The organism is Sphingomonas cannabina (assembly GCF_021391395.1).
Lineage (GTDB): Bacteria > Pseudomonadota > Alphaproteobacteria > Sphingomonadales > Sphingomonadaceae > Sphingomonas > Sphingomonas cannabina.
In genome coordinates this window covers 3,825,320-3,845,312 of sequence record NZ_CP090059.1, presented here as the reverse complement: position 1 = coordinate 3,845,312, position 19,993 = coordinate 3,825,320, and the positions used below count along the sequence as shown (strand labels likewise).

Genomic DNA, 19,993 nt, shown 5'->3' with positions numbered 1-19,993 from the left:
TGCGCTCGCCGGAATTTCGCGTTTCGGGATGCAACGCGATGAGATGGGGCCAGCCAGCCATGCCGGCCCCGTGGAGCTGGGAGAACAACTTTCATGGCACGTATTGCGGGCGTCAACATCCCGACCAACAAGCGCGTGGTGATCGCGCTTCAGTATATCCACGGCATTGGTCCGGCCAAGGCCAAGGAAATCACCGAGAAGCTGAACATCGCAGCCGAGCGCCGCGTTCAGGACCTGACCGACCAGGAGGTCCTTCAGATCCGCGAAGCGATCGACGCCGGCTACACCGTGGAGGGTGACCTCCGCCGTGAGACCGCGATGAACATTAAGCGGCTGATGGACCTCGCTTGCTACCGCGGCCTGCGCCATCGCAAGGGCCTGCCGGTCCGCGGCCAGCGCACGCACACCAATGCGCGCACCCGCAAGGGCAAGGCCAAGCCGATCGCCGGTAAAAAGAAGTGAGGTTGAGCCGCTGAACGCGGCTCCCTTTCCGCTACTCGAGGTCAGGATTTTCCAATGGCACAAGCACCGCAGCGTCTTCGCCGTCGCGAACGCAAGAACATCACCGCCGGCGTCGCCCATGTGAACGCCAGCTTCAACAACACCATGATCACCATCACCGACGCGCAGGGCAACGCGATCTCCTGGTCGTCGGCCGGCATGATGGGCTTCAAGGGCTCGCGCAAGTCGACGCCCTATGCCGCCCAGGTCGCCGCCGAGGACGCGGGCCGCAAGGCTGCCGAGCACGGCGTCCGCACGCTGGAGGTCGAGGTCAAGGGTCCAGGTTCGGGCCGCGAGTCGGCGCTCCGCGCGCTGCAGGCGGTGGGCTTCCAGATCACCTCGATCCGCGACGTGACCTCGATCCCGCACAACGGCGTCCGCCCGTCCAAGCGTCGTCGCGTCTAAGTCATCCGTCGCCGGCGCGCGGTTGATCGCGCTGCGCCGGCATCCTCACCGGCCGGAGCTTATGGCCAGAAGCTCCCGCCCAAAACCATAGGGGAAGCCCGTGTCCGTCAACGCAAAGAATTGGCAGGAACTCAAGAAGCCGACCGGTCTCGAGAAGAAGCCGGGCGGCGACGGCAAGCGCAAGGCGACCTTCGTCGCCGAGCCGCTGGAGCGTGGCTTCGGCCTGACGCTCGGCAATGCGCTGCGCCGCGTCCTGCTCTCGTCGCTCCAGGGTGCCGCCGTCACCTCGATCAAGATCGAGAACGTGCTGCACGAGTTCTCGTCGCTCGCCGGCGTGCGCGAGGACGTGACCGACATCGTCCTGAACGTCAAGCAGCTCGCGATCCGGATGCAGGGCGAGGGGCCGAAGCGCCTCCAGCTCGCCGCGACCGGCCCGGGCGAGGTCAAGGCCGGCGACATCGCCGTGTCGGGCGACATCGAGGTGATGAACCCCGATCTCGTCATCTGCCACCTCGACGACGGCGCGACGCTCAACATGGAGCTGACCGCCGATGCCGGTAAGGGCTATGTCCCCGCGGCGTCTAACCGTCCGGCGGACGCGCCGATCGGCCTGATCCCGGTCGACGCGCTCTACTCGCCGGTGCGCCAGGTCTCGTACAAGGTCGAGAACACCCGCGTCGGCCAGGAGCTCGACTACGACAAGCTCACGCTGACCGTCGAGACCGACGGCACGGTGACGCCGGAGGACGCGATCGCCTATGCGGGCCGCATCCTGCAGGACCAGCTGGCGCTGTTCGTCCACTTCGACGATTCGGCGGTCACCCGTGCCGCCCCGGTCGGCGTCGCGGCTCCGGCGGCGGGCGCGGAGCCGGCCGGCGACACCGCGACGATCAACCGCTTCCTCCTGAAGAAGGTCGACGAGCTCGAGCTGTCGGTGCGCTCGGCCAACTGCCTCAAGAACGACAACATCATCTACATCGGCGATCTGGTCCAGAAGACCGAGGCCGAGATGCTGCGCACGCCGAACTTCGGCCGCAAGTCCTTGAACGAGATCAAGGAAGTGCTCTCGAGCATGGGCCTGCGCCTCGGCATGGAAATCCCCGGCTGGCCGCCCGAGAACATCGAAGAGATGGCCAAGAAGCTGGAGCAGGAGATTCTGGGGTAAGTCATTCCTCCCCGAGCTCGCTCGGGGAGGATTTGAAGACGGCGATGGTGACGGCCTTACGGTCACCTGGTCTCGGGTTCCGTAAGACGGCCCGTTAACGAACGAAGGAAGTGAACCATGCGTCATCGTGTCGGCGGCCGTAAGCTGCAGCGCACCTCGGCCCACCGCGCCGCCCTGTTCCGCAATATGGCGGCCGCGCTCATCAAGCATGAGCAGATCACCACCACGCTCGCCAAGGCGAAGGAGCTTCGCCCCTATGTCGAGAAGCTGGTGACGCTCGCCAAGAAGGGCGGCCTCTCCAACCGCCGCCTCGCGCACGCACGCCTGCTCGACGACGCGCAGCTCACCAAGCTGTTCGACGTCCTCGCGGCGCGCTACGCCGACCGCAACGGCGGCTACACCCGCATCATCAAGGCCGGCATCCGCGCCTCCGATGCCTCGCCGATGGCGATCATCGAGTTCGTCGACCGCGACGTCTCCGCCAAGGGCCAGGATTCGGGTCCGGTGCTGGGCGACGAGGACTTCGACGAGGCGGCGTAAGCCCTTCGGCAATTTCGGACTTGTGAAGAAGGTCGCGGCCGATAGGCTGCGGCCTTCTTTTCTTGTCTGGGGACCTTGATGCGCCGCGCCCTGCTCCTAGCTCTGCCGCTCCTTTGCCTTTCCGTTCCATCGCCAGCCCAGGACGCCATGCCCGCCATCCATTACCCCGAGACGCGCCGCGTCGATCAGGTCGACGAGCAGTTCGGCGTCAAGGTCGCCGATCCCTATCGCTGGCTCGAGAACGACGTCCGCACCGATCCCGCGGTACGCCAGTGGGTGACGGAGGAGAACAAGGTCACCGACGCCTATCTCGCCACGCTCCCGGGCCGTGACGTCTTCCGCCGGCGACTCAAGGCGCTCTACGACTATGAGCGCTTCGGCCTGCCGGTGAAGAAGGGCGGCCGCTATTTCTACAGCCACAATTCCGGCCTCCAGAACCAGGCGGTGCTCTACGTCCGCGATCGGCTAGACGGCGAAGGCCGGGTGCTGATCGACCCCAACACTTGGTCCAAGGACGGCGCCACCGCTCTCGGCGAGTGGGTGCCGAGCGAGGACGGCCGCTACGTCCTCTATTCAATCCAGGACGGCGGCACCGACTGGCGGACCGTCAAGGTGCTCGACGTCGCCACCGGCCAGCCCGCCGCCGATACGGTCGAGTGGGTCAAATTCTCCAACCTCTCCTGGGCGAAGGACGGCTCCGGCTTCTATTACTCCCGCTTCGCCGCGCCGGCGGAGGGTGCCAAGTTCCAGGCGCTGAACGAGAACCAGCAGGTCTATTTCCACAAGATCGGCACGCTCCAGTCGGCCGACAGGCTGGTCTACGCGACGCCAGACCATCCCAAGTACGGCCACAGCGCGCAGGTGACCGACGACGGCAAATGGCTGGTCATCACCACTGCCGAGGGCACCGACAACCGCTACGAGATCACGGTCGTCGATCTGACCGCGCCCAATCCCACGCCGCGCACCATCTTCAAGGGGCTGGAGAACGAGTGGAGCTACATCGGCAACCAGGGTGGCAACTTCTTCTGGGCAACCAACAAGGACGCGCCGCGCCTGCGCGTCGTCTCGACCAACCTCTACGCCCGCTCGGCGGTCCCGCCGCTCCATGAGGTGGTGCCGGAGGACAAGGCGGTGCTCGACGGCGCCTCGCTGGTCGGCGGCAAGCTGGTGCTCAGCTACCTCGCCGACGTGAAGACCGAGGTCCGCCGCTACACGCTCGACGGCAAGCCCGACGGCACGGTCGCGCTGCCCGGCATCGGCTCGGCGGGCGGCTTCGGCGGCGATCCCGACGATCCCGAGACCTTCTTCGCCTTCACCAGCTTCACCACGCCCTCGACCATCTACCGCTACGACGTCGCCAGCGGGAAGGCGGATGTGTGGGCGGCGCCGAAGGTCGCGTTCAACCCCGTCGACTATGAGGTCGCCCAGCATTTCTACACGTCGAAGGACGGCACCCGCGTGCCGATCTTCGTGTTCCACAAGAAGGGTCTCGACCTGAAGGGCGGCGCGCCGACCATCCTCTACGGCTATGGCGGCTTCAACATCTCGCTGACCCCGGCCTTCTCGCCCAAACAGATGGCGTGGGTCGAGCAGGGCGGCGTGTTCGCGGTCGCCAACCTGCGCGGCGGCGGCGAGTACGGCAAGGCGTGGCACGACGCCGGCCGCCTCGCCAACAAGCAGAACGTGTTCGACGACATGATCGCCGCCGGCGAGTTCCTGATCGCCCAGGGCATCACCACCAAGGACAAGCTCGCGATACAGGGCGGCTCCAACGGCGGCCTGCTGGTCGGCGCCGTGGTCAACCAGCGGCCGGACCTGTTCGCGGCGGCGCTGCCCGCAGTCGGCGTGATGGACATGCTGCGCTTCGATCGCTGGACCGCCGGCCGCTACTGGGTCGACGACTATGGCTATCCGTCGAAGGAAGCCGACTTCCGCACGCTCTACAGATACTCGCCCTATCACAATATCCGCGCAGGCGTGACCTATCCGGCGATCCTGGCGACCACTGCCGACACCGACGACCGCGTCGTGCCGGGGCACACCTTCAAATATGTTGCCGCGCTCCAGGCCGCCGACATCGGCCCCAAGCCGCACCTTGCCCGCATCGAGACCCGCGCCGGCCACGGTTCCGGCAAGCCGACCGACAAGATCATCGAGGAGACCGCCGACCTCTGGGCCTTCACGGCGAAGTGGACCGGGCTGGAGGTGAAGTAATCGACAGTCCCTCTCCCATTGGGAGAGGGAAGGAGCAGCGAAGCTGCGGGAGGGTGAGGGTGACTGCGGCCAGCGATGGTCACCCTCACCCTCCCACCGGCTTCGCCGGCGGGCCCCTCCCTCTCCCGACGGGTGAGGGGATTTTTGCCCGCTTTACAGTCGCGCCGCGCATCCTTAACCGCCGCACATGGACGCCCGCTCTGATTCCATCCTGATCGTCGACTTCGGCAGCCAAGTCACCCAGCTCATCGCGCGCCGCGTGCGCGAGGCCGGGGTCTACAGCGAGATCGCCCCCTTCACCGCTGCCGAGGCCGCGTTCGAGCGGATGGCGCCCAAGGGCGTCATCCTCTCGGGCAGCCCCGCCTCGGTGCTCGACGAAGGCAGCCCCCGCATCCCGCAGCCGATCCTCGATGCGGGCCTGCCGATCCTCGGCATCTGCTACGGCCAGCAGGCACTGACGCACCAGCTCGGCGGCGAGGTGGTGCTCGGCGACAGCGGCGAGTTCGGCCGCGCCTTCATCGAGATCGTCGACGGCTGCGCGCTGTTCGACGGCCTCTGGGCGGAAGGCGAGACCCACCAGGTGTGGATGAGCCATGGCGACAAGGTGACCAGCCTCGCCCCTGGTTTCCGCCCGGTGGCGCAGAGCCCCGGCGCGCCCTTCGCGGTGATCGCCGACGATGCGCGCCGCATCTACGCGATGCAGTTCCACCCAGAAGTGGTGCACACCCCGGATGGTGGCCGGCTACTCGCCAATTTCGTTCGCCACGTCTGCGGCCTTGCCGGCGACTGGACGATGGCCGAGTTCCGCCAGACCAAGATCGCCGAGATCCGCGAGCAGGTGGGGAAGGGCCGCGTGATCTGCGGCCTTTCCGGCGGCGTCGATTCGGCGGTGGCGGCGGTGCTGATCCACGAGGCGATCGGCGACCAGCTCACCTGCGTGTTCGTCGACCACGGCCTGATGCGCGCCGGCGAGGCGGAGCAGGTCGTCAGCCTGTTCCGCAACAGCTACAACATCCCGCTGGTGCACGTGGACGCCGAGACGCTGTTCCTGTCCGGCCTGGCGGGCGTCACCGATCCTGAAGCCAAGCGCAAGTTCATCGGCAAGACCTTCATCGACGTGTTCGAGGGCGAAGCGAAGAAGATCGGCGGCGCCGATTTCCTCGCGCAGGGCACGCTCTACCCGGACGTGATCGAAAGCGTCAGCTTCACCGGCGGCCCGTCAGTGACGATCAAGAGCCACCACAATGTCGGCGGCTTGCCCGAGCGCATGAACATGAAGCTGGTCGAGCCGCTCAGGGAGCTGTTCAAGGACGAGGTCCGCGAGCTCGGTCGCGAACTCGGCCTGCCCGAGGCGTTCGTCGGGCGCCATCCGTTCCCCGGCCCGGGCCTCGCGATCCGCATCCCCGGCGAGGTGACCAAGGAGCGTTGCGACATCCTGCGCAAGGCCGATGCGATCTACCTCGAGGAAATCCGCAACGCCGGCCTCTACGACGCGATCTGGCAGGCGTTCGCGGTACTGCTGCCGGTGCGCAGCGTCGGCGTGATGGGCGACGGGCGAACCTACGACAGCGTGCTGGCCCTGCGCGCGGTGACCTCCACTGACGGCATGACCGCCGACGCCTACCAGTTCCCGGGCGACTTCCTGTCGCGGGTGGCGACCCGGATCGTCAACGAGGTGAAGGGCATCAACCGGGTGACCTACGACTATACGTCGAAGCCGCCCGGGACGATCGAGTGGGAATGATTTTCGCCTATCCGGGCGTATCCAAAACTACGCCAGAGTGCGATCTAACCCACTGATAAATATAAATATTCCTATCAGCATCTATCGATGTCTATCGGTGGGCAGAGATCGGAGCTGTCGGCCCCATTGACGGTCCTTGCCCGTATTGATCGGCGTGAGATTTGGAAGTACCGTCAGGAGAGACGAGGCTCCTGACGGTACTTTTTTTGCGCTAAGCTGCTGACAATGCGCAGACTTTTCCGACGAGAGCCCCCCAAAACCGCGTGACGGTACTTTCTTGGAGGTGGCGTACCATGTTGACGGACGCAGCAATCAAGGCGCTGAAACCTAAAGAGAAAATGTACAAGGTGACGGACCGCGACGGGATGTATGTGCGCGTCGCGCCATCGGGCGCCCTGTCGTTCAGGCTGGACTATCGGCTCAATGGAAGACGCGAGACGGTCTACCTTGGCAAATACGGGCGAGATGGAATCTCGCTCGCGCGAGCCCGAGAGCTGTGCCTGGACGCGCGGCGAGCGATCAGCGAGGGACGATCGCCGGCCATTGAAAAGCAGCGCGAGAAGCGTCGTATCAAGGAAGCAAAGAGCTTCGGCGAGTTCGGCGAAAAATGGCTGGTGAACGCACCGATGGCCGACAGCACCCGAGCTATGCGTCGTTCCATCTTTGAACGGGAGCTGTTGCCGGTTTGGCGCAACCGCCTGCTTACCGAGATCACGCCGGACGACCTTCGAGCCCAATGCGGAAAGATTGTCGAGCGCGGCGCACCGGCGACGGCGATCCACGTCCGGGACATCCTGAAGCAGATCTACGGGTTCGCGATCTTGCATGGCGAGAAGGTGGCCAATCCCGCCGATGACGTCGGACCGGCATCGATCGCGACGTTCACGCCGAAGGATCGCGCTCTGTCACCAGCCGAAATTCGAGTGATGTTAAAAGAGTTGGAAAAGGTCGCCACGCTGCCGACTATCCGCTTGGGGATGCGGCTCTTCCTACTAACGATGGTGCGCAAAAGCGAACTGCAGGACGCGGTATGGGATGAGGTCGATTTCGAAAACGCTGTTTGGACGATTCCCAAAGAGCGGATGAAGCGGTCGAAGGCGCACAATGTCTATCTGTGCCGTCAAACCCTCGACATCATGATTGCGCTCAAAACCTGCGCCGGTAACTCCCGGTATCTGCTGCCTTCGCGGTATGACGCTGATGCTCCAATGTCACGCGCGACGTTCAACCGTGTGACCTATTCGGTTGTGGAGCAGGCTAAACAAGATGGGCTGCCGCTCGAACCGTTCACGGTCCACGACCTGCGGCGGACTGGATCGACGTTGCTGAACGAGTTGGGTTTCAATCGGGATTGGATCGAGAAGTGCCTAGCGCATGAAGACGGCCGGTCATCGCGGGGCGTCTACAACAAAGCAGAATACGAGGTTCAGCGTCGGCATATGATGCAGGAGTGGGCGGACATCGTCGACGCGTGGATAGATGGACGGAAGCATGTTCCGACCCTGCTGCCGCCGGCTATGCCCCTGGTCGAGCTGGATCCCGCCCTTTGACCGGACGTGACTTTCGTTTGGACACGTCCGGATGCTGTGCGCGGCGGACCGGAGATGCCCGCCGCGCCATCAGCCAGGCTTCGACTTCCGCGAGGTCCCAGACGATACAGCGCGGCGACAGGGCAAAGCGCTGCGGAAATTCTCCGCGCTGCTCCATCTCATAGATGGTGCTGTCGGCCAGCGGGACCATTTCGCGCAACTGCTGCCGCCGGATTGTTCTTCGAATTTGCGTGATTTCGACTTTTGCCACGCCCAATCTCCTACGTTGCTGAGGCGATTGAGAACGATAGATGTCGATACTGGAAGTCCCGTTGGAAAGCCGTGCGGCATTTTCGGGCCGTAGCGTACACATCGGCGGGTTTCTCTTGCCTGCTAGGTGCGGCACAGGAGCAGGTAGGAGCTGACGGGCGATGCCAGAAGGTTCGATGCTTGCGAAAATGCCGAGCCCTGGGGAGACACGACTCCCTTCAAAATCCGGTTCCGAAAGGAGTGTTGGTTCGATACCGACCACCCGCACCATCTCCCTTAGGCGTTGAAATAGCGGTGGTCCTCACGGCCCCTCTTGGCTTCATCTCGCCGGTGGCGAAGCCTCCGACTAAGTGCCCTTCGGCGACGGGCTAATCAAGGCCGTGACGCGCCTCATGGCCGAGTAGGCCGAAGGTGAAGACGGTTGTTTCGCAGGACATGACCGCAGGGCTGGCAAGGCTATGCCGAGGGTCATGGATACAAAGTGTCGGCGCCAAGTCGGCTGCTTCCCGAACGAGGCGCCACATGGACCGGTCGGCCTCGCTGTCTTGTTCCCGAGCAGCGGGACAATCGGCTTTCAGGAGGATGTCAGTCGCCCGCTTCAGCTTGGACCATCTCACCATGAAAAGGATATAGCGTGGAGGGTGCGCCAGGCAACGCGGTGCCTCTGGTGGCTACTGTGGCCACCGCGCGTCTAGAACGACCGCTTCTGAGCCGACATTTTGCAAATGCGGATATCTTGAACGTGTTGAAGCAAATTCGGCGCGTGGAGTGGCAGAGAAAGAAACGTCATTCAGTCTCCGATTGGCGCCGTGATATCGCGATGTCTCAGTTTGCGCGATCAACGCCTTTAATTAAAATCCAGATTGTGAGCGTTAGCCCATTAAGGAGCATCGGCGCGATTAGCAGTTCAGATGAATATTCCGGAACGAGCACGAGCGTGATGTTCTTCGTCACGAAGCCGAGGCCAGCGACGACCATGATCACACCCAGAAATCGCGGCAAATACCTTGATTTGAAGGTTAGCCAGCCGCGGATGATCCAGGCGGCTCCATAGAAGAGCATGAAAAAGCCGTTCAAGCTCGCATACAGCGACAGGAACAGGCTCGCTAACGCCTCCAGCTGGTTGGGCTGGAAAGCTGCCGGGGCATTGCCCGCCAGGAACATCGGTGCTGAGACATAGAACATCTTTGTCACGGCGAAGAGGGTCATCGAAACCAGACCGAAGAACGCCGAAAGCAACGCCAACTCGCGGTTGACCGGCTTGAGAAGGACGTAGAACAGCCAGGCCAGGACCACATCGCTGAATGCTTCAAGCAGGTAGGCCGCGAAACCTAGCCTGAAGAGTCTCTCGTTGGATCGGAGTTGATCGGCCGTAGTGGCAGTGTCGCCGGTGATCATGATCGAAGGAACGTGCATTTCCCCGAACCACCCCGCGATGATCGTCACTATCAGGAACAAGCCCGTAGCGCGTGCATAGGCCGTCACTGACGTGTGGCTCAATCGGGATATCTCTGATTGGGATCGCACTGGGCACCTCAACGATCGGACTGAGAATTCGTCAGTATCTGGGGCGCGCTTCTGGCATTCTCTTCCAACCAGCGTGTCAGCAGATCAAACACGCCTGGCGCCATGCCTTCCCGGTTGGTCGCCATAAGCGAGTGGGTTGCGTTGGGAATGATCCGTGTCGTCAGTTGCTTGTCACCGCCGGCGGTCAACGCCCTGCGCATCGCGGCTGAAGCTTGTTTCGCATCAGTCAGGACGTCAGCTTCCCCGAAGATGCCAAGCACGGGGCATCGGACCATTCGAAGCGCCTTTGTCGAGTCAAAGGCCAGAATGTGCCGCCACGACCAGCGCATCTGAGCAAGCGAGCGATACTCATCGCTAACATAATAGAGCGAACTGGCTTTGCCCGCGCGTAGCAGTTCAGCGCGGCGCCGTATGAACTCGTCATAACCGTGGCCAGTGCGGGCCACATTCATCCAGAAGCTGTTGAACGTATCAGCTTCGGCAATGTCCGCTTCGCTCGCGCCGCGCGAGCGCATGAGCGCGCCACCCTGATAGTATAATGTTTCCCAAAGTGGGCCCATGAATCCTGAGGAATTGATGGCGAAGGCGGTGCTTGGTTCGGCGGCCGCTGCTTGCGTTGCGAGCATGCCGCCCTCGCTCGATCCCCAAAAGCCGATGCGCCCGCGATCAATCTCAGGCCTGCCGCTCAGATACCGATGAGCCGCGCGTGCATCAGCCAGCAGATCGTCTGGATAATAGGATGGCGAGAGGGTCTCCGGCGCGCCAGTCGATGCATCGAGCCGCCGACCGTTCGATGCACCTGTGCCCCGCTTGTCATAGGTGAGAACGGCGAAGCCGAGACTGGCGAAGAAGCGTGGATATGGTCCGAACGAATGACGTGTAAGCGGACCCGATCCATGCAGCAGTATAATCGCGGGGTGCGGTCCGGTTCCGGACGGCAACGCAAGCGTGCCCGCAAGCGAAGCTCCGCCCTGGGTGAAGCGCACTTCCTCATCGGACCCTGCGCTTCGCCGCGCCTCGTCCTGAATGCCAGCCGGGCCCTTCCTGATCACCGAACAAACCGAGCCCTGGGAATCTCTTTTGAAATTAAGTGCCAGTAGAACCGGCGTCTCGCCTCCGCCGGGAGGCCCCATAGCAAACCGATCAACATCAACCTGAAAAAGCGGACGCACCAGACTGGTCGAATAGTCGGCAAAGAAGAGAACACCGCGACCGCCATCGGTGATAAACCGGTTTATCCCGATCGCGCGAGAGTTAGACAATCGATAGACACCGCAATATTGCCCGAGCGCCTCGAACGCTGCGCCATCGACACCAGCTTGCTGCGTCGCATTAACGCCCGTGGGAAATGCAATCAGAAGGGGCAACGCCGCGAGCAACTGGCGACGGTCGAGGCGGCATGTCTCCATATCTAATGATGGAAACTGGCTAGCGCCGTTCGAAACGATTGAGGCCATTCGCAACTTGTCCTGCTAAATTGCTGATGTCATCTTTGTCTATCTGCTTGTCAGAAGAATTTGCCCGAGTGCGTCAAGATCATTGACGAAGATGATGTCACCCCGATTGTTCGACTCGTAGACAAAGTCACGCAGGGCGTGACTTCCCTCCATTTCGACGGATAGATCGCCCATTATCGCGACCCTGGTGCGGAAATTGGAGAATTTCTGCAGGATCGCCCCGGCTTTCCTTGTGCTGAGAGGCAGGAAGTCGCTCGACAGCCGCGCTACAGGCAGGGCGATGATGGTCGCACCGGCTGACCATGCCGCATTGATAAGGTCGACGGCGTCACGATCGTCTCGCAGTTTCGGACCACTAGGCGAGATCACAAAGACCCGCTCGTCGCCGACAGCGGTCAGTTTCGAGGGGCGTTCGTCAGACCAATCATTACCGAAGGTCCATTCAAATTCCGCAGCTTCGGCGACACGCGCGTCGTGCGCCGCGTCTTCTCCGACGCGAAAACAGACGAAGCCCTCTACGAGAGCCTCCGGACCGACCTCGGTAACCAGATACTCGGCGACAGTCATCGAGGGGTCGAGCAGGAAGCGTTGTCGAGGAAGGACGGTCTGATCGTAGAACCGCTCCAGTCTTGCTTCGATATCAATTTCTCGCGCGTCTGGCGTATGATCGTGGCCTTTATCGATGCTCAACCGCTTCTGTTCGCGGATCGATGGCGGAACAGTTTCGACGCTCGACCACAATGGTGCTGCGCCAACAATGTGCATGGCAACTTTTCTCGCCACTGAACCGGCAGTTGGGCCAGCCGCTCCGCTGATCGCCACGAGCGCGACCATCCTGCCAAGCCCCGGCGCTGGAGCATGGTGCGCGTACGCGCCGATCACACCTTTGTCGGTGCTGAGAGCGCCCGCTCGCCGCAGATGAACGTTCTCGCCGAACGTCGTCGCCAATCGACGCACATAGTCCGCTACGTTCCCCTGGCCATCCGGCGATGGCGCCACGAGCGTCTCGGCCAACTCGCCTCCCGCAGTGAGGGTTGTCCTCGCGATGGCCTGCGCTGCTTCTTGAAACAGAGGATTGCGGGCGACGAAGTCCGTCTCGGCGGCAAGCTCAACGATGACTCCGCGCCGGGCGTTCACGAGGAAGGCGAGCAGCCCCTCGGCAGCAGGTCGTCGCTCAATCGCGGCGGGAAAAAGGTGCCGTTCATGGAGAAGCTTCACTGCCGCATCGAGGTCACCACCGGTATCAATCAACGCGTTCCTGCAACTCAGCACTCCGGCTGCGGTGCGCTTCCTCAGGGCTTTAACGAGGTTGATATCGATCTTGTTCATAGGGGGCGCGCCTACACCGACGCTGCCGGCTGCGCCGCCAGGAAGGCTTCGATCTTCGGAGCCTGATCGGGTACGAAGTGGTGGGCGTCAGGAAGGAACGACACCGTCAGGTCATGAACGTGCGCCTCGAGACGCGTGCGGGTGCCGGGCGCATCGATGAAGACGTCTTTACCTCCGATGATCGCCAGGACCGGCATCGACAGCCGGTCGAGCGCAGCATCTTCGAAACGGGGAAGCATCGCGGTACGGGGCCGGAAGTGGCGGAAAATTAGCTCGAAGAAGGTAGCCGCTTCCGCTTGGTCAGGAGACGGCGAACCGCTCGGGGCGCCGGCTATCCGTTCCATCATCTTGCGGCGGCCCCACCGGCCAAGCATCAAGAGCGGGAGCGCCCAGATCAGCACGTTCCGAGGCTGCCCGACGCCGCCGGGGTTGATGACGACGAGCTTTTGCACGCGCTCAGGACGACGCGTCGCATAATCGAGCGAGAGCCAACCGCCCAGGGAGATGCCGACAAGCGACGCGCGTTGGAGCGAGAGACCGGCGAGCACGTCATCAAGCCATCGGGCATGCGCGTCTGTGTCGAGCGGGGGGCGGTTGAACGCGCTGAGACCCGCATCGCCGATGATGTCGACAGCAAAGACGCGGAAGCGCTGGGTCCACCCGGCGACGTCGCCCAGCCACATGGCGGAGTTCGAGGCGGTGCCGTGTAATAGGACCACGGCCGGCGCATCGACCGGGCCGCTTTCAATCACGAAGGTCTCGCCTGCCGAGGTCGGCACGAGATGGCGGCGGGTCGGCGACGGCCATTGCTGCAGAAGCTGCTCATAGCGGTTGCGAACTGCTCTCGCGCCATCTGTCGTCCGGAAGGCGGAGGTCATGTCCGCCCCTCTAGCAGGACTTCCGCAAGCTGCAGGATCTCGGCCGCATCCGATGGCCGGGCGACGACGATTATCTTGACCTGATTGTTTGCGGGATCGTGGGTGACGTCTACGCTCACGGGTTCGGTCGACCGGCCGCCGGCCTTGCGGGCGCCGGTCAGAAGCGCCGCCATCCTTCTCGCGAATTCGGCATCCGCGTTGGAGATGTCGACGATCGTGGTCGATCGAACCTCGCGCGACATGCCCCGAGCAGGACGGTGGTCACCAGCCAAGGCGGCAAGGTCGGAGCGCAAGATGCGGTACTGGCGACCGACCTTCGTGGCGCGCAACTGACCCTGACGAATGAACTTGAGCACGGTCTTCGGGTGCAGCTTCAACTGCTCCGCCGCGTAGTCGACCGTATAGAACTCTTCCGACACTTTTCATGACCCCCGGGGAGACCTTTAAATTCCCCAAAATTCCCTATACATGTAACCATACCGGCTCAAGTGGTATTTGTGGGTTATATAGCGGAGCGTAAGGGAGTGGAAGAGAGCTTCGGAGGAAAGTTTGGGGACATACGAGGGTCGTCGGCAGGTCAGTTTGATGCCGCGCTAACAACCCACAGCCTTGGGGACGCCGCTTTCGGCAAAGGGCGTCAGGTCGCCGCCTGGAGCCCCCGAGATCGCGGTGGGCCTGAGCTCATGCCCGCACGGCCTTATGGTTCGAGCCAGCGCCACCAACGACATGCTGCTCACCGCGCTCCATGCCGGCTGCACGGGCCCCCTCGTGACGCTTCTTTTCGTTTTGGCGCGGCTCCCGACAATAACGGCGGCCGTTCTCCTGCTCACGCTCCGCCACGATGTAGGAACCGACGCGAGGTGTGGGAGGCCGAAATCGCTTCGCACTTCCGAAAAGCGATTGCGCCAGAGTTGAGCGAGAAAGTTGCGGCGTTCCTGTGCGGGGCGGTGTCGTGAGGAATGCTCTTCGGCAACTTCACTATCTCACCGTTGCCGCCCAAGCAGGCAGCTTCAGGCGCGCCGCGGAACTGTGCGATGTTGACCAGTCGAGCGTCAGCCGCGCGCTAAAGCAGCTAGAAGACCATCTCGGTGTGTCGCTGTTCGAGCGGACCCGCAGCGGTGTGCGGCTAACCCCGGCGGGACAGCAGTTCTTGGCTGAGGTCGCACCGGCGCTTGAGCAATTTGAGGCGGCACGGCGCTCGGCTCGTGCGATGCGCCGCGCTGAAACGGGCCTGGTGCGCATCGGCATCCTGACGTCGCTTGCCGGGGGATGCCTGCGCCAACTGATCGAAGCCTATACCGAGCAGCATCCGCGAGTGAGGATCGATCTGCGCGACGGCGGTCGGCGCGAGCACATCGCGGCCATCCGCGTTCAGCGACTGGACGCCGCGATCATCACTGGGTCAGATCCAATTCCCGGATGCGAGACGCGCGAGCTCTGGCGCGAGCGCGTCCACGTAGCGCTGTGGGCGGGCCATCCGCTTGCCGGAAGGCCCCAACTCGACTGGCCCGACCTCAAGGGGGCGCACTTCATCGTCAGCCGAAGCGAGCCCGGTCCGGAGGTGCATGACTATATTGTCCGCCGTGCGGCCGATTACAGCACCTACCCCAACATTGAAGACAAGCTGGCGCTGCAAGACACGCTTATGAACCTCGTCAGTCTTGGTCAGGGCATCACTCTGGTTTCCGCTGCGTGGACGGCGGTCAACGTTCCTGGTCTGGTGCTGCGACCCCTGACGGCTCCGGCCGACATCGTGCCGTTCAGCGTCGTCTGGTCTGCAACGAATGACAATCCAGCCTGCCTCAGCTTTCTGCAGATAGCGCAACTGCTCGCAACCAGCAGATTCGGATCGCCGCAGAGCGAGACGATCATAGACACCCAAAGCCGCGACTATGGCTCCGCACGGTCGGTCTTTTGCGACCCCTGATCCCTTCGAGCCTTGGCGAAACCGCGATCAGTTTGGATAAACCGCGCCAGCATCGGTGCGATGAGCTTCGTCGGATCGCTGATGTCTCGTCTGCTCTGCCGAGCAAGAACCTCTGCGTAGGCCACGAGATCGCGATGAAGCATCGCTGGAAGTTCGACCGTCACCTTCACGGGTTTGTCGTCGATCAGTGCACCGAGCTTCAATTTGGCCACATCACCCTCCGTATGGTTCGAGCACAAGGTCGCGGGTAACGATCACGCGGACCGGAAATCCCGGCCTTATCGTCAGGGTCGGGGCAACGTTGAGTTGACGCCGGACGATCTGCTGGCCGGCATCATTGATCGTATCCTGGCCGCCGTTGCGGATCGCCTGAATGAGGCGATCGTCGTTGTCGACGGCGAGTTCGGCGCCAACACTTAGAAGGGTCGAAAGGCCGGCCGCCTTGGCGAGATCCCACCAGTGATAATCGACGCCATCCTGCAGGCCGGCATAGCCCTCCGCATCAGCGCCAGGCTGCCGTTCCAGGACGATGCTTCGGCCGTTCGGGAAGATCAGCCGGTTCCAGACCAGAAGCACTCGGCTCTGCCCGAACTGCACGTTGTTGTCGTACTGGCCGATGACACGCGTGCCCTGCGGCACAAGAAGGATACGTCCGGTCGGACTATCGTAGATGTTCTCCGTGACCTGGGCAGTGATCTGGCCGGGCAGATCGGACCGGATGCCGGTGATCAGAGCGGCGGAAATCACGGCCCCGGCCTGAAGGATATTGGGGGAGACTGGCGCTGCGATCCTGTCCGGCGCCACGGTCCGGCGATCGGCGGCCGCGTTGAGAAACGCGTTCTGCCGATCCTGCGCCGAAGGCGTTGACGGCGGTGGCGCGAGGCCGAGGCTGGCCAAGTCCGGCGCTGGTGGCGTCACGGCAGGTCCCGCCGTGGTCGCGCGCGTCTCGGTCCCAGAGAACAGCCGACTGGTTCGTGCGGTTTCGATTTCCTGAAGGCGCCGCTGCTCCTCGGGGCTGACGCCGGGATTCGGGGTGGCGACATTTGGCGTCGGTACAGGCTGTCCACGATCCTGGGCGCTGACGATGGGGCGACCGAGATCGCCCGGCAGGGGTGGGCCCAATCGCGGCACGCCGCTGTAATCGCGCGGAAGACCGGCGAGGCCATCCGCCGTCGAGCGGTTTTCCGTCGAATAGAGTTCTTCGTTCTGACGGCCCGCGTCTCGGGTCTGGAGCGCGTAGATCAGGGCGCCGCCGAGCCCGACGCTGGCAACCAGACCGACGCCGGCGAGAACCTTTCGGGACAACCGAGTTACGCGCGGCGGCTCTGCGCGCAGCCGCATCGGCGCGGCGCTGGCAGGCTCGCCGGTCAGCGGCTGCGCATCGTCCGGCACTTCCTCATTCCGGGGCGGGTTCTCGCTCACGAGGTCGGCCTCCCGTCGGTACGGGTGATGCGCACGCGCCGCTGGCGGTCGCCGGCGCCGAAGCGCAGCTCGGCGGCGGCGAAGAGGCGGTCGACGATCATGTGGTGTCCGCGCACGCGGTAGTTCACCAGTTCGGAGGTATTGCCTTCCGGGCCAACGACGAAGAGCGGCGGCATCTCGCCTTGGCCTATGCCGCGCGGGAATTCGATGAAGACCTGGCGGCCATCGTCGAAGGCGCGCAACGGCCGCCACGGCGCGCGGTCACCCTCGATCGCGTAGCGGAAGTTGACGTTGGCCAGGTCGACGCCGGATGCGACCGGCTGCGCGGCTTCAGCCCGCTGGTTCTGCCGCCGCAGCGCGATGAGCTGGTCCTGCGGATACTGCCAGGAGACGGAGGCCATATAGGTCCGCTCGGTCGAGCGAAGCTCCATATGGTAGGTGCGCAGGTTGGTGTTGATGACGAGGTTCGTCATCAGATCGGGCCGCGTTGGCTTCACCAGGATATGGATCTGCCGTGTCGCCCCCGATCCGCTCTCGGTGTCGCCGATGATCCAGCGGACCGTGTCGCCGGCGGCGACGGGTCCGGAGCCGACGAGCTGCTCGCCTGGCTGCAACGCGATGTCGGTGATTTGCCCCACGGCGGTGTAGACCTGATAGAGCGCCCCTTGCGTGAAGGGATAAACCTGCATCGAATTGATGAAGCCGTCGCGCACGGGCTGGATACGCGCGGCGGCATTGGCCTGGTTTACCCGCGCGGTCGGATCTGTCGGCTCGGGCGCGCGCCGGGAAGGCTCCACGCGTTGTAACTGGCCGGGCAGCGGCAGCGGGCGCGGCAGCTCCACCACGGTGACCGGGGCTGGCGGATCGACCGTCTGCGCGGCGGGAGCCGCGTTGTCGTAGGAGATCTCGGGCGGCGGGTTGGTGGTGGCGCAGCCGGCGAGCGCGGTCGTCGCCAGAAGGACCATAGGGATTGCAGCTCTACGGAGAGCCGGGAATAGGAATGTGTGTGAAGCCGGGTTTCCGGCTTTACGGAAAGACGGCTTCATTGCCCAAGCTCCCGTGACCAGTTGATGGCGTTGACGTAGATGCCGAGCGGGTTCGCCCTGAGCCGGTCGGCGTTGCGCGGGATCTGCACGACGATCGTCAGGATCGCGGTCCAGCGCGTGGTCTCGGCAAGCTGACCGTTCTCGTATCGGCGCTCGACCCAGGCGACGCGGAAGCTGTCTGGCGAGGCACGGATGACGCTGGAGACGTCGACGGCAACCTGCTGGCGGCCGACCCGCGTGAACGGGTCGTTAGACCGGGCATAATCATTGAGCGCCATGGCGCCGCGATCGGTCGTGAAGTCGTAAGCCCGGAGCCAGTTCTGGCGAACGATGATCGCGTCGGCCGGGATGCTGCGGACCTGCTCGATGAAGCGCGCCAGGTGGAAAGCGATCTGCGGATCGGTCGGACGGTAGTCCGCCTCGGCAGGTGCGACCGCCTGCGCCTGACCGAGCCGATCGACCTGCACCACCCACGGCACGATGGTTCCGCGCGCCGACTGCACGACGAGCGCGGTGGCGAACCCGGCCGAGAGGATCAGGGAGCCGAACGCCATGAGACGCCAGTTCCTTGCCTGCACGCGCGAGGCGCCGATGCGCTCGTCCCAGACCTGGGCGGCGCGCTGGTAAGGCGTCTCTGGCTCGGGGGCTTTGCCGTAGTGGGTGGAGGGGCGTTTGAACATCAGCGATCGCCTTCGGACAGGTTGACGGAAGAGCCGCCGCCATGGGCGTCGCCGGAGCGGACGGCGTGTGCCGTGGCTTGGACAGCGTGGGTCATGCGTTGGGAGCGCCGCATCCGCTGCGCCCAGGCCGGCGGGCCGCCGGCGCTTGCGGGCGCCGCGCCGTCGCCGGCGGCGTCGCCACCGGTCGAGCCCATGGTGGATGAGCCGCCGGTGGCTTCGAATGCGGCCTTGCCGCCAGCATTGAAGCTGGAGCGCATGCTCTCGGCGGCACGCGATGCGGCGCGACGCAGCGGCGAGACAGCGGCACTGCCGCCTGCGCGGGCGACACCGCCGAGGCCGGAAGCAACCCCGGCCGCGCCGGATTGGCCGGCTGCGCCGAGGCTGTAAGCGGTGGATGCACCTCCCGCGACGGCTGCGCCGCCGCGAGCGGCTGCGGCCGCACCGCCGGCCAGAGCCGCGCCACCGGATGCGGCCGCGCCGACGAGGCCAGCCCCTGCCGCGACCATGCCGCCGGCGGCGAGGCTGGTTCCGACCGCCGCGCCCGCGCTGAGCTGTGGGCCGCCGGACACAATGCCGCTCGCGATGCCAGGGCCGAATATTCCGAGGCCGAGCAGCGATAGAGCGGCGAGCACGATCGCCATGGCCTCGTCGATCGACGGGTTCTGGCCGCCGAAGCCGGACGTGAACTCGGAGAAGAGTGTCGAACCGATGCCGATAATGACGGCGAGCACGAGAACCTTGATGCCGGACGAGATGACGTTGCCGAGCACGCGCTCTGCCATGAAAGCGGACTTGCCGAAGAGGCCGAAGGGAATCAGCACGAAGCCGGCGAGCGTCGTCAGTTTGAATTCGATGAGCGTGACGAAAAGCTGGATGGCGAGGATGAAGAAGGCGAGCAGGACCAGCGCCCAGGCGAGGAACATGCAGGCGATCTGGATGAAGTTCTCAAAGAACGACCAATAGCCCATCAGGCTGGAGATGGAATCGAGCAGCGGCCGGCCGGCATCCAGACCCGTCTGCGCGACCTTTCCCGGACGCATGAGGTCAGCGGTCGAGAAGCCTGTGCCGCTCGCCTTCAGGCCGAGGCCGGCGAAGCTCTCGAAGACGATCCGGGCGAGGTTGTTCCAGTTGCCGATGATGTAGGCGAAGACGCCGACGAACAGGGTCTTCTTGACCAGCCGCGCCATGATGTCGTCGTCGCCCCCCCAGCTCCAGAAGAGCGCCGCGAGTGTCACGTCGATGACGATCAGCGTCGTGGCGATGAAGGCGACTTCGCCGCTGAGCAGGCCGAAGCCGCTGTCGATGTAGCGGGTGAAGACCTCGAGGAAGTGGTCGATGACGCCGGTGCCGCCCATG

The 19,993-nt window shown here is 63.9% G+C and carries 19 protein-coding genes; 8 read left to right on the top strand and 11 right to left on the bottom strand.

The features are described 5' to 3' along the window. Positions 1–93: 93 nt before the first annotated feature. The 7 genes from rpsM to LZK98_RS18010 all read left to right on the top strand — a co-directional run bounded on the left by rpsM (position 94) and on the right by LZK98_RS18010 (position 8,122). A complete protein-coding gene (gene rpsM, locus LZK98_RS18040; protein WP_233783895.1) occupies positions 94–462 on the top strand; it encodes a 30S ribosomal protein S13 in 369 nt (122 codons plus the stop codon). Positions 463–516: 54 nt separating this feature from the next. Then, positions 517–906, top strand: a complete 390-nt coding sequence (gene rpsK, locus LZK98_RS18035) for a 30S ribosomal protein S11 (RefSeq protein WP_066579261.1) — start codon at positions 517–519, stop codon at positions 904–906. A 100-nt stretch (positions 907–1,006) separates the two neighbouring features. Then, a complete protein-coding gene (locus LZK98_RS18030; protein WP_233783894.1) occupies positions 1,007–2,071 on the top strand; it encodes a DNA-directed RNA polymerase subunit alpha in 1,065 nt (354 codons plus the stop codon). Between the two features lie 117 nt (positions 2,072–2,188). Further along, positions 2,189–2,611 (top strand): 50S ribosomal protein L17, encoded by a 423-nt coding sequence (rplQ, locus tag LZK98_RS18025; RefSeq protein WP_233783893.1) that lies wholly within the window; start codon positions 2,189–2,191, stop codon positions 2,609–2,611. 78 nt (positions 2,612–2,689) lie between these two features. Next, positions 2,690–4,828: a prolyl oligopeptidase family serine peptidase gene (locus LZK98_RS18020; RefSeq protein WP_406693471.1), complete on the top strand. Its 2,139-nt coding sequence runs from the start codon at positions 2,690–2,692 to the stop codon at positions 4,826–4,828. Positions 4,829–5,015: 187 nt separating this feature from the next. Next, entirely contained in the window at positions 5,016–6,572 is a 1,557-nt protein-coding gene (gene guaA / locus LZK98_RS18015; RefSeq protein WP_233783891.1) for a glutamine-hydrolyzing GMP synthase, read from the top strand. 293 nt (positions 6,573–6,865) lie between these two features. Next, positions 6,866–8,122: a tyrosine-type recombinase/integrase gene (locus LZK98_RS18010; RefSeq protein ID WP_233783890.1), complete on the top strand. Its 1,257-nt coding sequence runs from the start codon at positions 6,866–6,868 to the stop codon at positions 8,120–8,122. On the opposite strand, the gene LZK98_RS18005 is transcribed toward LZK98_RS18010, so the two are convergent. From LZK98_RS18005 to LZK98_RS17980, 6 genes are all read right to left on the bottom strand, one after another. Continuing rightward, a complete protein-coding gene (locus LZK98_RS18005; RefSeq protein WP_406693469.1) occupies positions 8,088–8,372 on the bottom strand; it encodes a helix-turn-helix transcriptional regulator in 285 nt (94 codons plus the stop codon). The two genes, LZK98_RS18010 and LZK98_RS18005, sit on opposite strands and share 35 nt — an antisense overlap. A gap of 824 nt (positions 8,373–9,196) precedes the next feature. Then, the gene (locus LZK98_RS18000; RefSeq protein WP_233783889.1) at positions 9,197–9,856 is read right to left on the bottom strand and encodes a DUF4386 domain-containing protein; all 660 of its coding nucleotides are present in this window, start codon (positions 9,854–9,856) and stop codon (positions 9,197–9,199) included. Between the two features lie 50 nt (positions 9,857–9,906). Beyond that, the gene (locus LZK98_RS17995) at positions 9,907–11,355 is read right to left on the bottom strand and encodes an alpha/beta hydrolase family protein (protein WP_233783888.1); all 1,449 of its coding nucleotides are present in this window, start codon (positions 11,353–11,355) and stop codon (positions 9,907–9,909) included. 39 nt (positions 11,356–11,394) lie between these two features. Next, entirely contained in the window at positions 11,395–12,684 is a 1,290-nt protein-coding gene (gene tsf, locus LZK98_RS17990) for a translation elongation factor Ts (RefSeq protein WP_233783887.1), read from the bottom strand. 11 nt (positions 12,685–12,695) lie between these two features. Then, on the bottom strand, positions 12,696–13,562 hold the full coding sequence (locus LZK98_RS17985; protein WP_233783886.1) for an alpha/beta fold hydrolase: 867 nt from the start codon (positions 13,560–13,562) through the stop codon (positions 12,696–12,698). Further along, complete coding sequence (locus LZK98_RS17980; protein WP_233783885.1) at positions 13,559–13,981, bottom strand: helix-turn-helix domain-containing protein; 423 nt, start codon at positions 13,979–13,981, stop codon at positions 13,559–13,561. Before LZK98_RS17980 ends, LZK98_RS17985 begins: the two co-directional genes overlap by 4 nt. A 533-nt stretch (positions 13,982–14,514) precedes the next feature. Between LZK98_RS17980 and LZK98_RS17975 the strand changes: the two genes are divergently transcribed. Then, positions 14,515–15,489: a LysR family transcriptional regulator gene (locus LZK98_RS17975; protein WP_233783884.1), complete on the top strand. Its 975-nt coding sequence runs from the start codon at positions 14,515–14,517 to the stop codon at positions 15,487–15,489. Here LZK98_RS17975 and LZK98_RS17970 read toward each other — a convergent pair. The 5 genes from LZK98_RS17970 to trbL all read right to left on the bottom strand — a co-directional run bounded on the left by LZK98_RS17970 (position 15,453) and on the right by trbL (position 19,992). Next, positions 15,453–15,701 carry a DUF2274 domain-containing protein gene (locus LZK98_RS17970; protein ID WP_233783883.1) on the bottom strand — a complete coding sequence of 83 codons (249 nt, stop codon included), beginning with the start codon at positions 15,699–15,701 and terminating at the stop codon, positions 15,453–15,455. The two genes, LZK98_RS17975 and LZK98_RS17970, sit on opposite strands and share 37 nt — an antisense overlap. 1 nt (position 15,702) lies before the next feature. Then, complete coding sequence (locus LZK98_RS17965) at positions 15,703–16,830, bottom strand: TrbI/VirB10 family protein (RefSeq protein ID WP_454877252.1); 1,128 nt, start codon at positions 16,828–16,830, stop codon at positions 15,703–15,705. A gap of 77 nt (positions 16,831–16,907) precedes the next feature. Next, a complete protein-coding gene (gene trbG, locus LZK98_RS17960; protein WP_233783881.1) occupies positions 16,908–17,957 on the bottom strand; it encodes a P-type conjugative transfer protein TrbG in 1,050 nt (349 codons plus the stop codon). Further along, a complete protein-coding gene (trbF, locus tag LZK98_RS17955; protein ID WP_233783880.1) occupies positions 17,954–18,637 on the bottom strand; it encodes a conjugal transfer protein TrbF in 684 nt (227 codons plus the stop codon). Before trbF ends, trbG begins: the two co-directional genes overlap by 4 nt. Next, entirely contained in the window at positions 18,637–19,992 is a 1,356-nt protein-coding gene (gene trbL / locus LZK98_RS17950) for a P-type conjugative transfer protein TrbL (RefSeq protein ID WP_233783879.1), read from the bottom strand. The genes trbF and trbL overlap by 1 nt, the downstream gene beginning before the upstream one ends. Position 19,993 lies beyond the last annotated feature (1 nt).

What these genes read in the sequence shown, in the direction of transcription:
- LZK98_RS17995 (WP_233783888.1), bottom strand. Translation starts at nt 11,355, where the DNA reads ATGGCCTCAATCGTTTCGAACGGCGCTAGCCAGTTTCCATCATTAGAT.
- tsf (WP_233783887.1), bottom strand. Translation starts at nt 12,684, where the DNA reads ATGAACAAGATCGATATCAACCTCGTTAAAGCCCTGAGGAAGCGCACC.
- trbF (WP_233783880.1), bottom strand. Translation starts at nt 18,637, where the DNA reads ATGTTCAAACGCCCCTCCACCCACTACGGCAAAGCCCCCGAGCCAGAG.
- LZK98_RS18010 (WP_233783890.1), top strand. Translation starts at nt 6,866, where the DNA reads ATGTTGACGGACGCAGCAATCAAGGCGCTGAAACCTAAAGAGAAAATG.
- LZK98_RS18020 (WP_406693471.1), top strand. Translation starts at nt 2,690, where the DNA reads ATGCGCCGCGCCCTGCTCCTAGCTCTGCCGCTCCTTTGCCTTTCCGTT.
- guaA (WP_233783891.1), top strand. Translation starts at nt 5,016, where the DNA reads ATGGACGCCCGCTCTGATTCCATCCTGATCGTCGACTTCGGCAGCCAA.
- rpsM (WP_233783895.1), top strand. Translation starts at nt 94, where the DNA reads ATGGCACGTATTGCGGGCGTCAACATCCCGACCAACAAGCGCGTGGTG.
- LZK98_RS17965 (WP_454877252.1), bottom strand. Translation starts at nt 16,830, where the DNA reads ATGCGGCTGCGCGCAGAGCCGCCGCGCGTAACTCGGTTGTCCCGAAAG.
- trbL (WP_233783879.1), bottom strand. Translation starts at nt 19,992, where the DNA reads ATGGGCGGCACCGGCGTCATCGACCACTTCCTCGAGGTCTTCACCCGC.
- LZK98_RS17985 (WP_233783886.1), bottom strand. Translation starts at nt 13,562, where the DNA reads ATGACCTCCGCCTTCCGGACGACAGATGGCGCGAGAGCAGTTCGCAAC.
- rplQ (WP_233783893.1), top strand. Translation starts at nt 2,189, where the DNA reads ATGCGTCATCGTGTCGGCGGCCGTAAGCTGCAGCGCACCTCGGCCCAC.
- trbG (WP_233783881.1), bottom strand. Translation starts at nt 17,957, where the DNA reads ATGAAGCCGTCTTTCCGTAAAGCCGGAAACCCGGCTTCACACACATTC.
- rpsK (WP_066579261.1), top strand. Translation starts at nt 517, where the DNA reads ATGGCACAAGCACCGCAGCGTCTTCGCCGTCGCGAACGCAAGAACATC.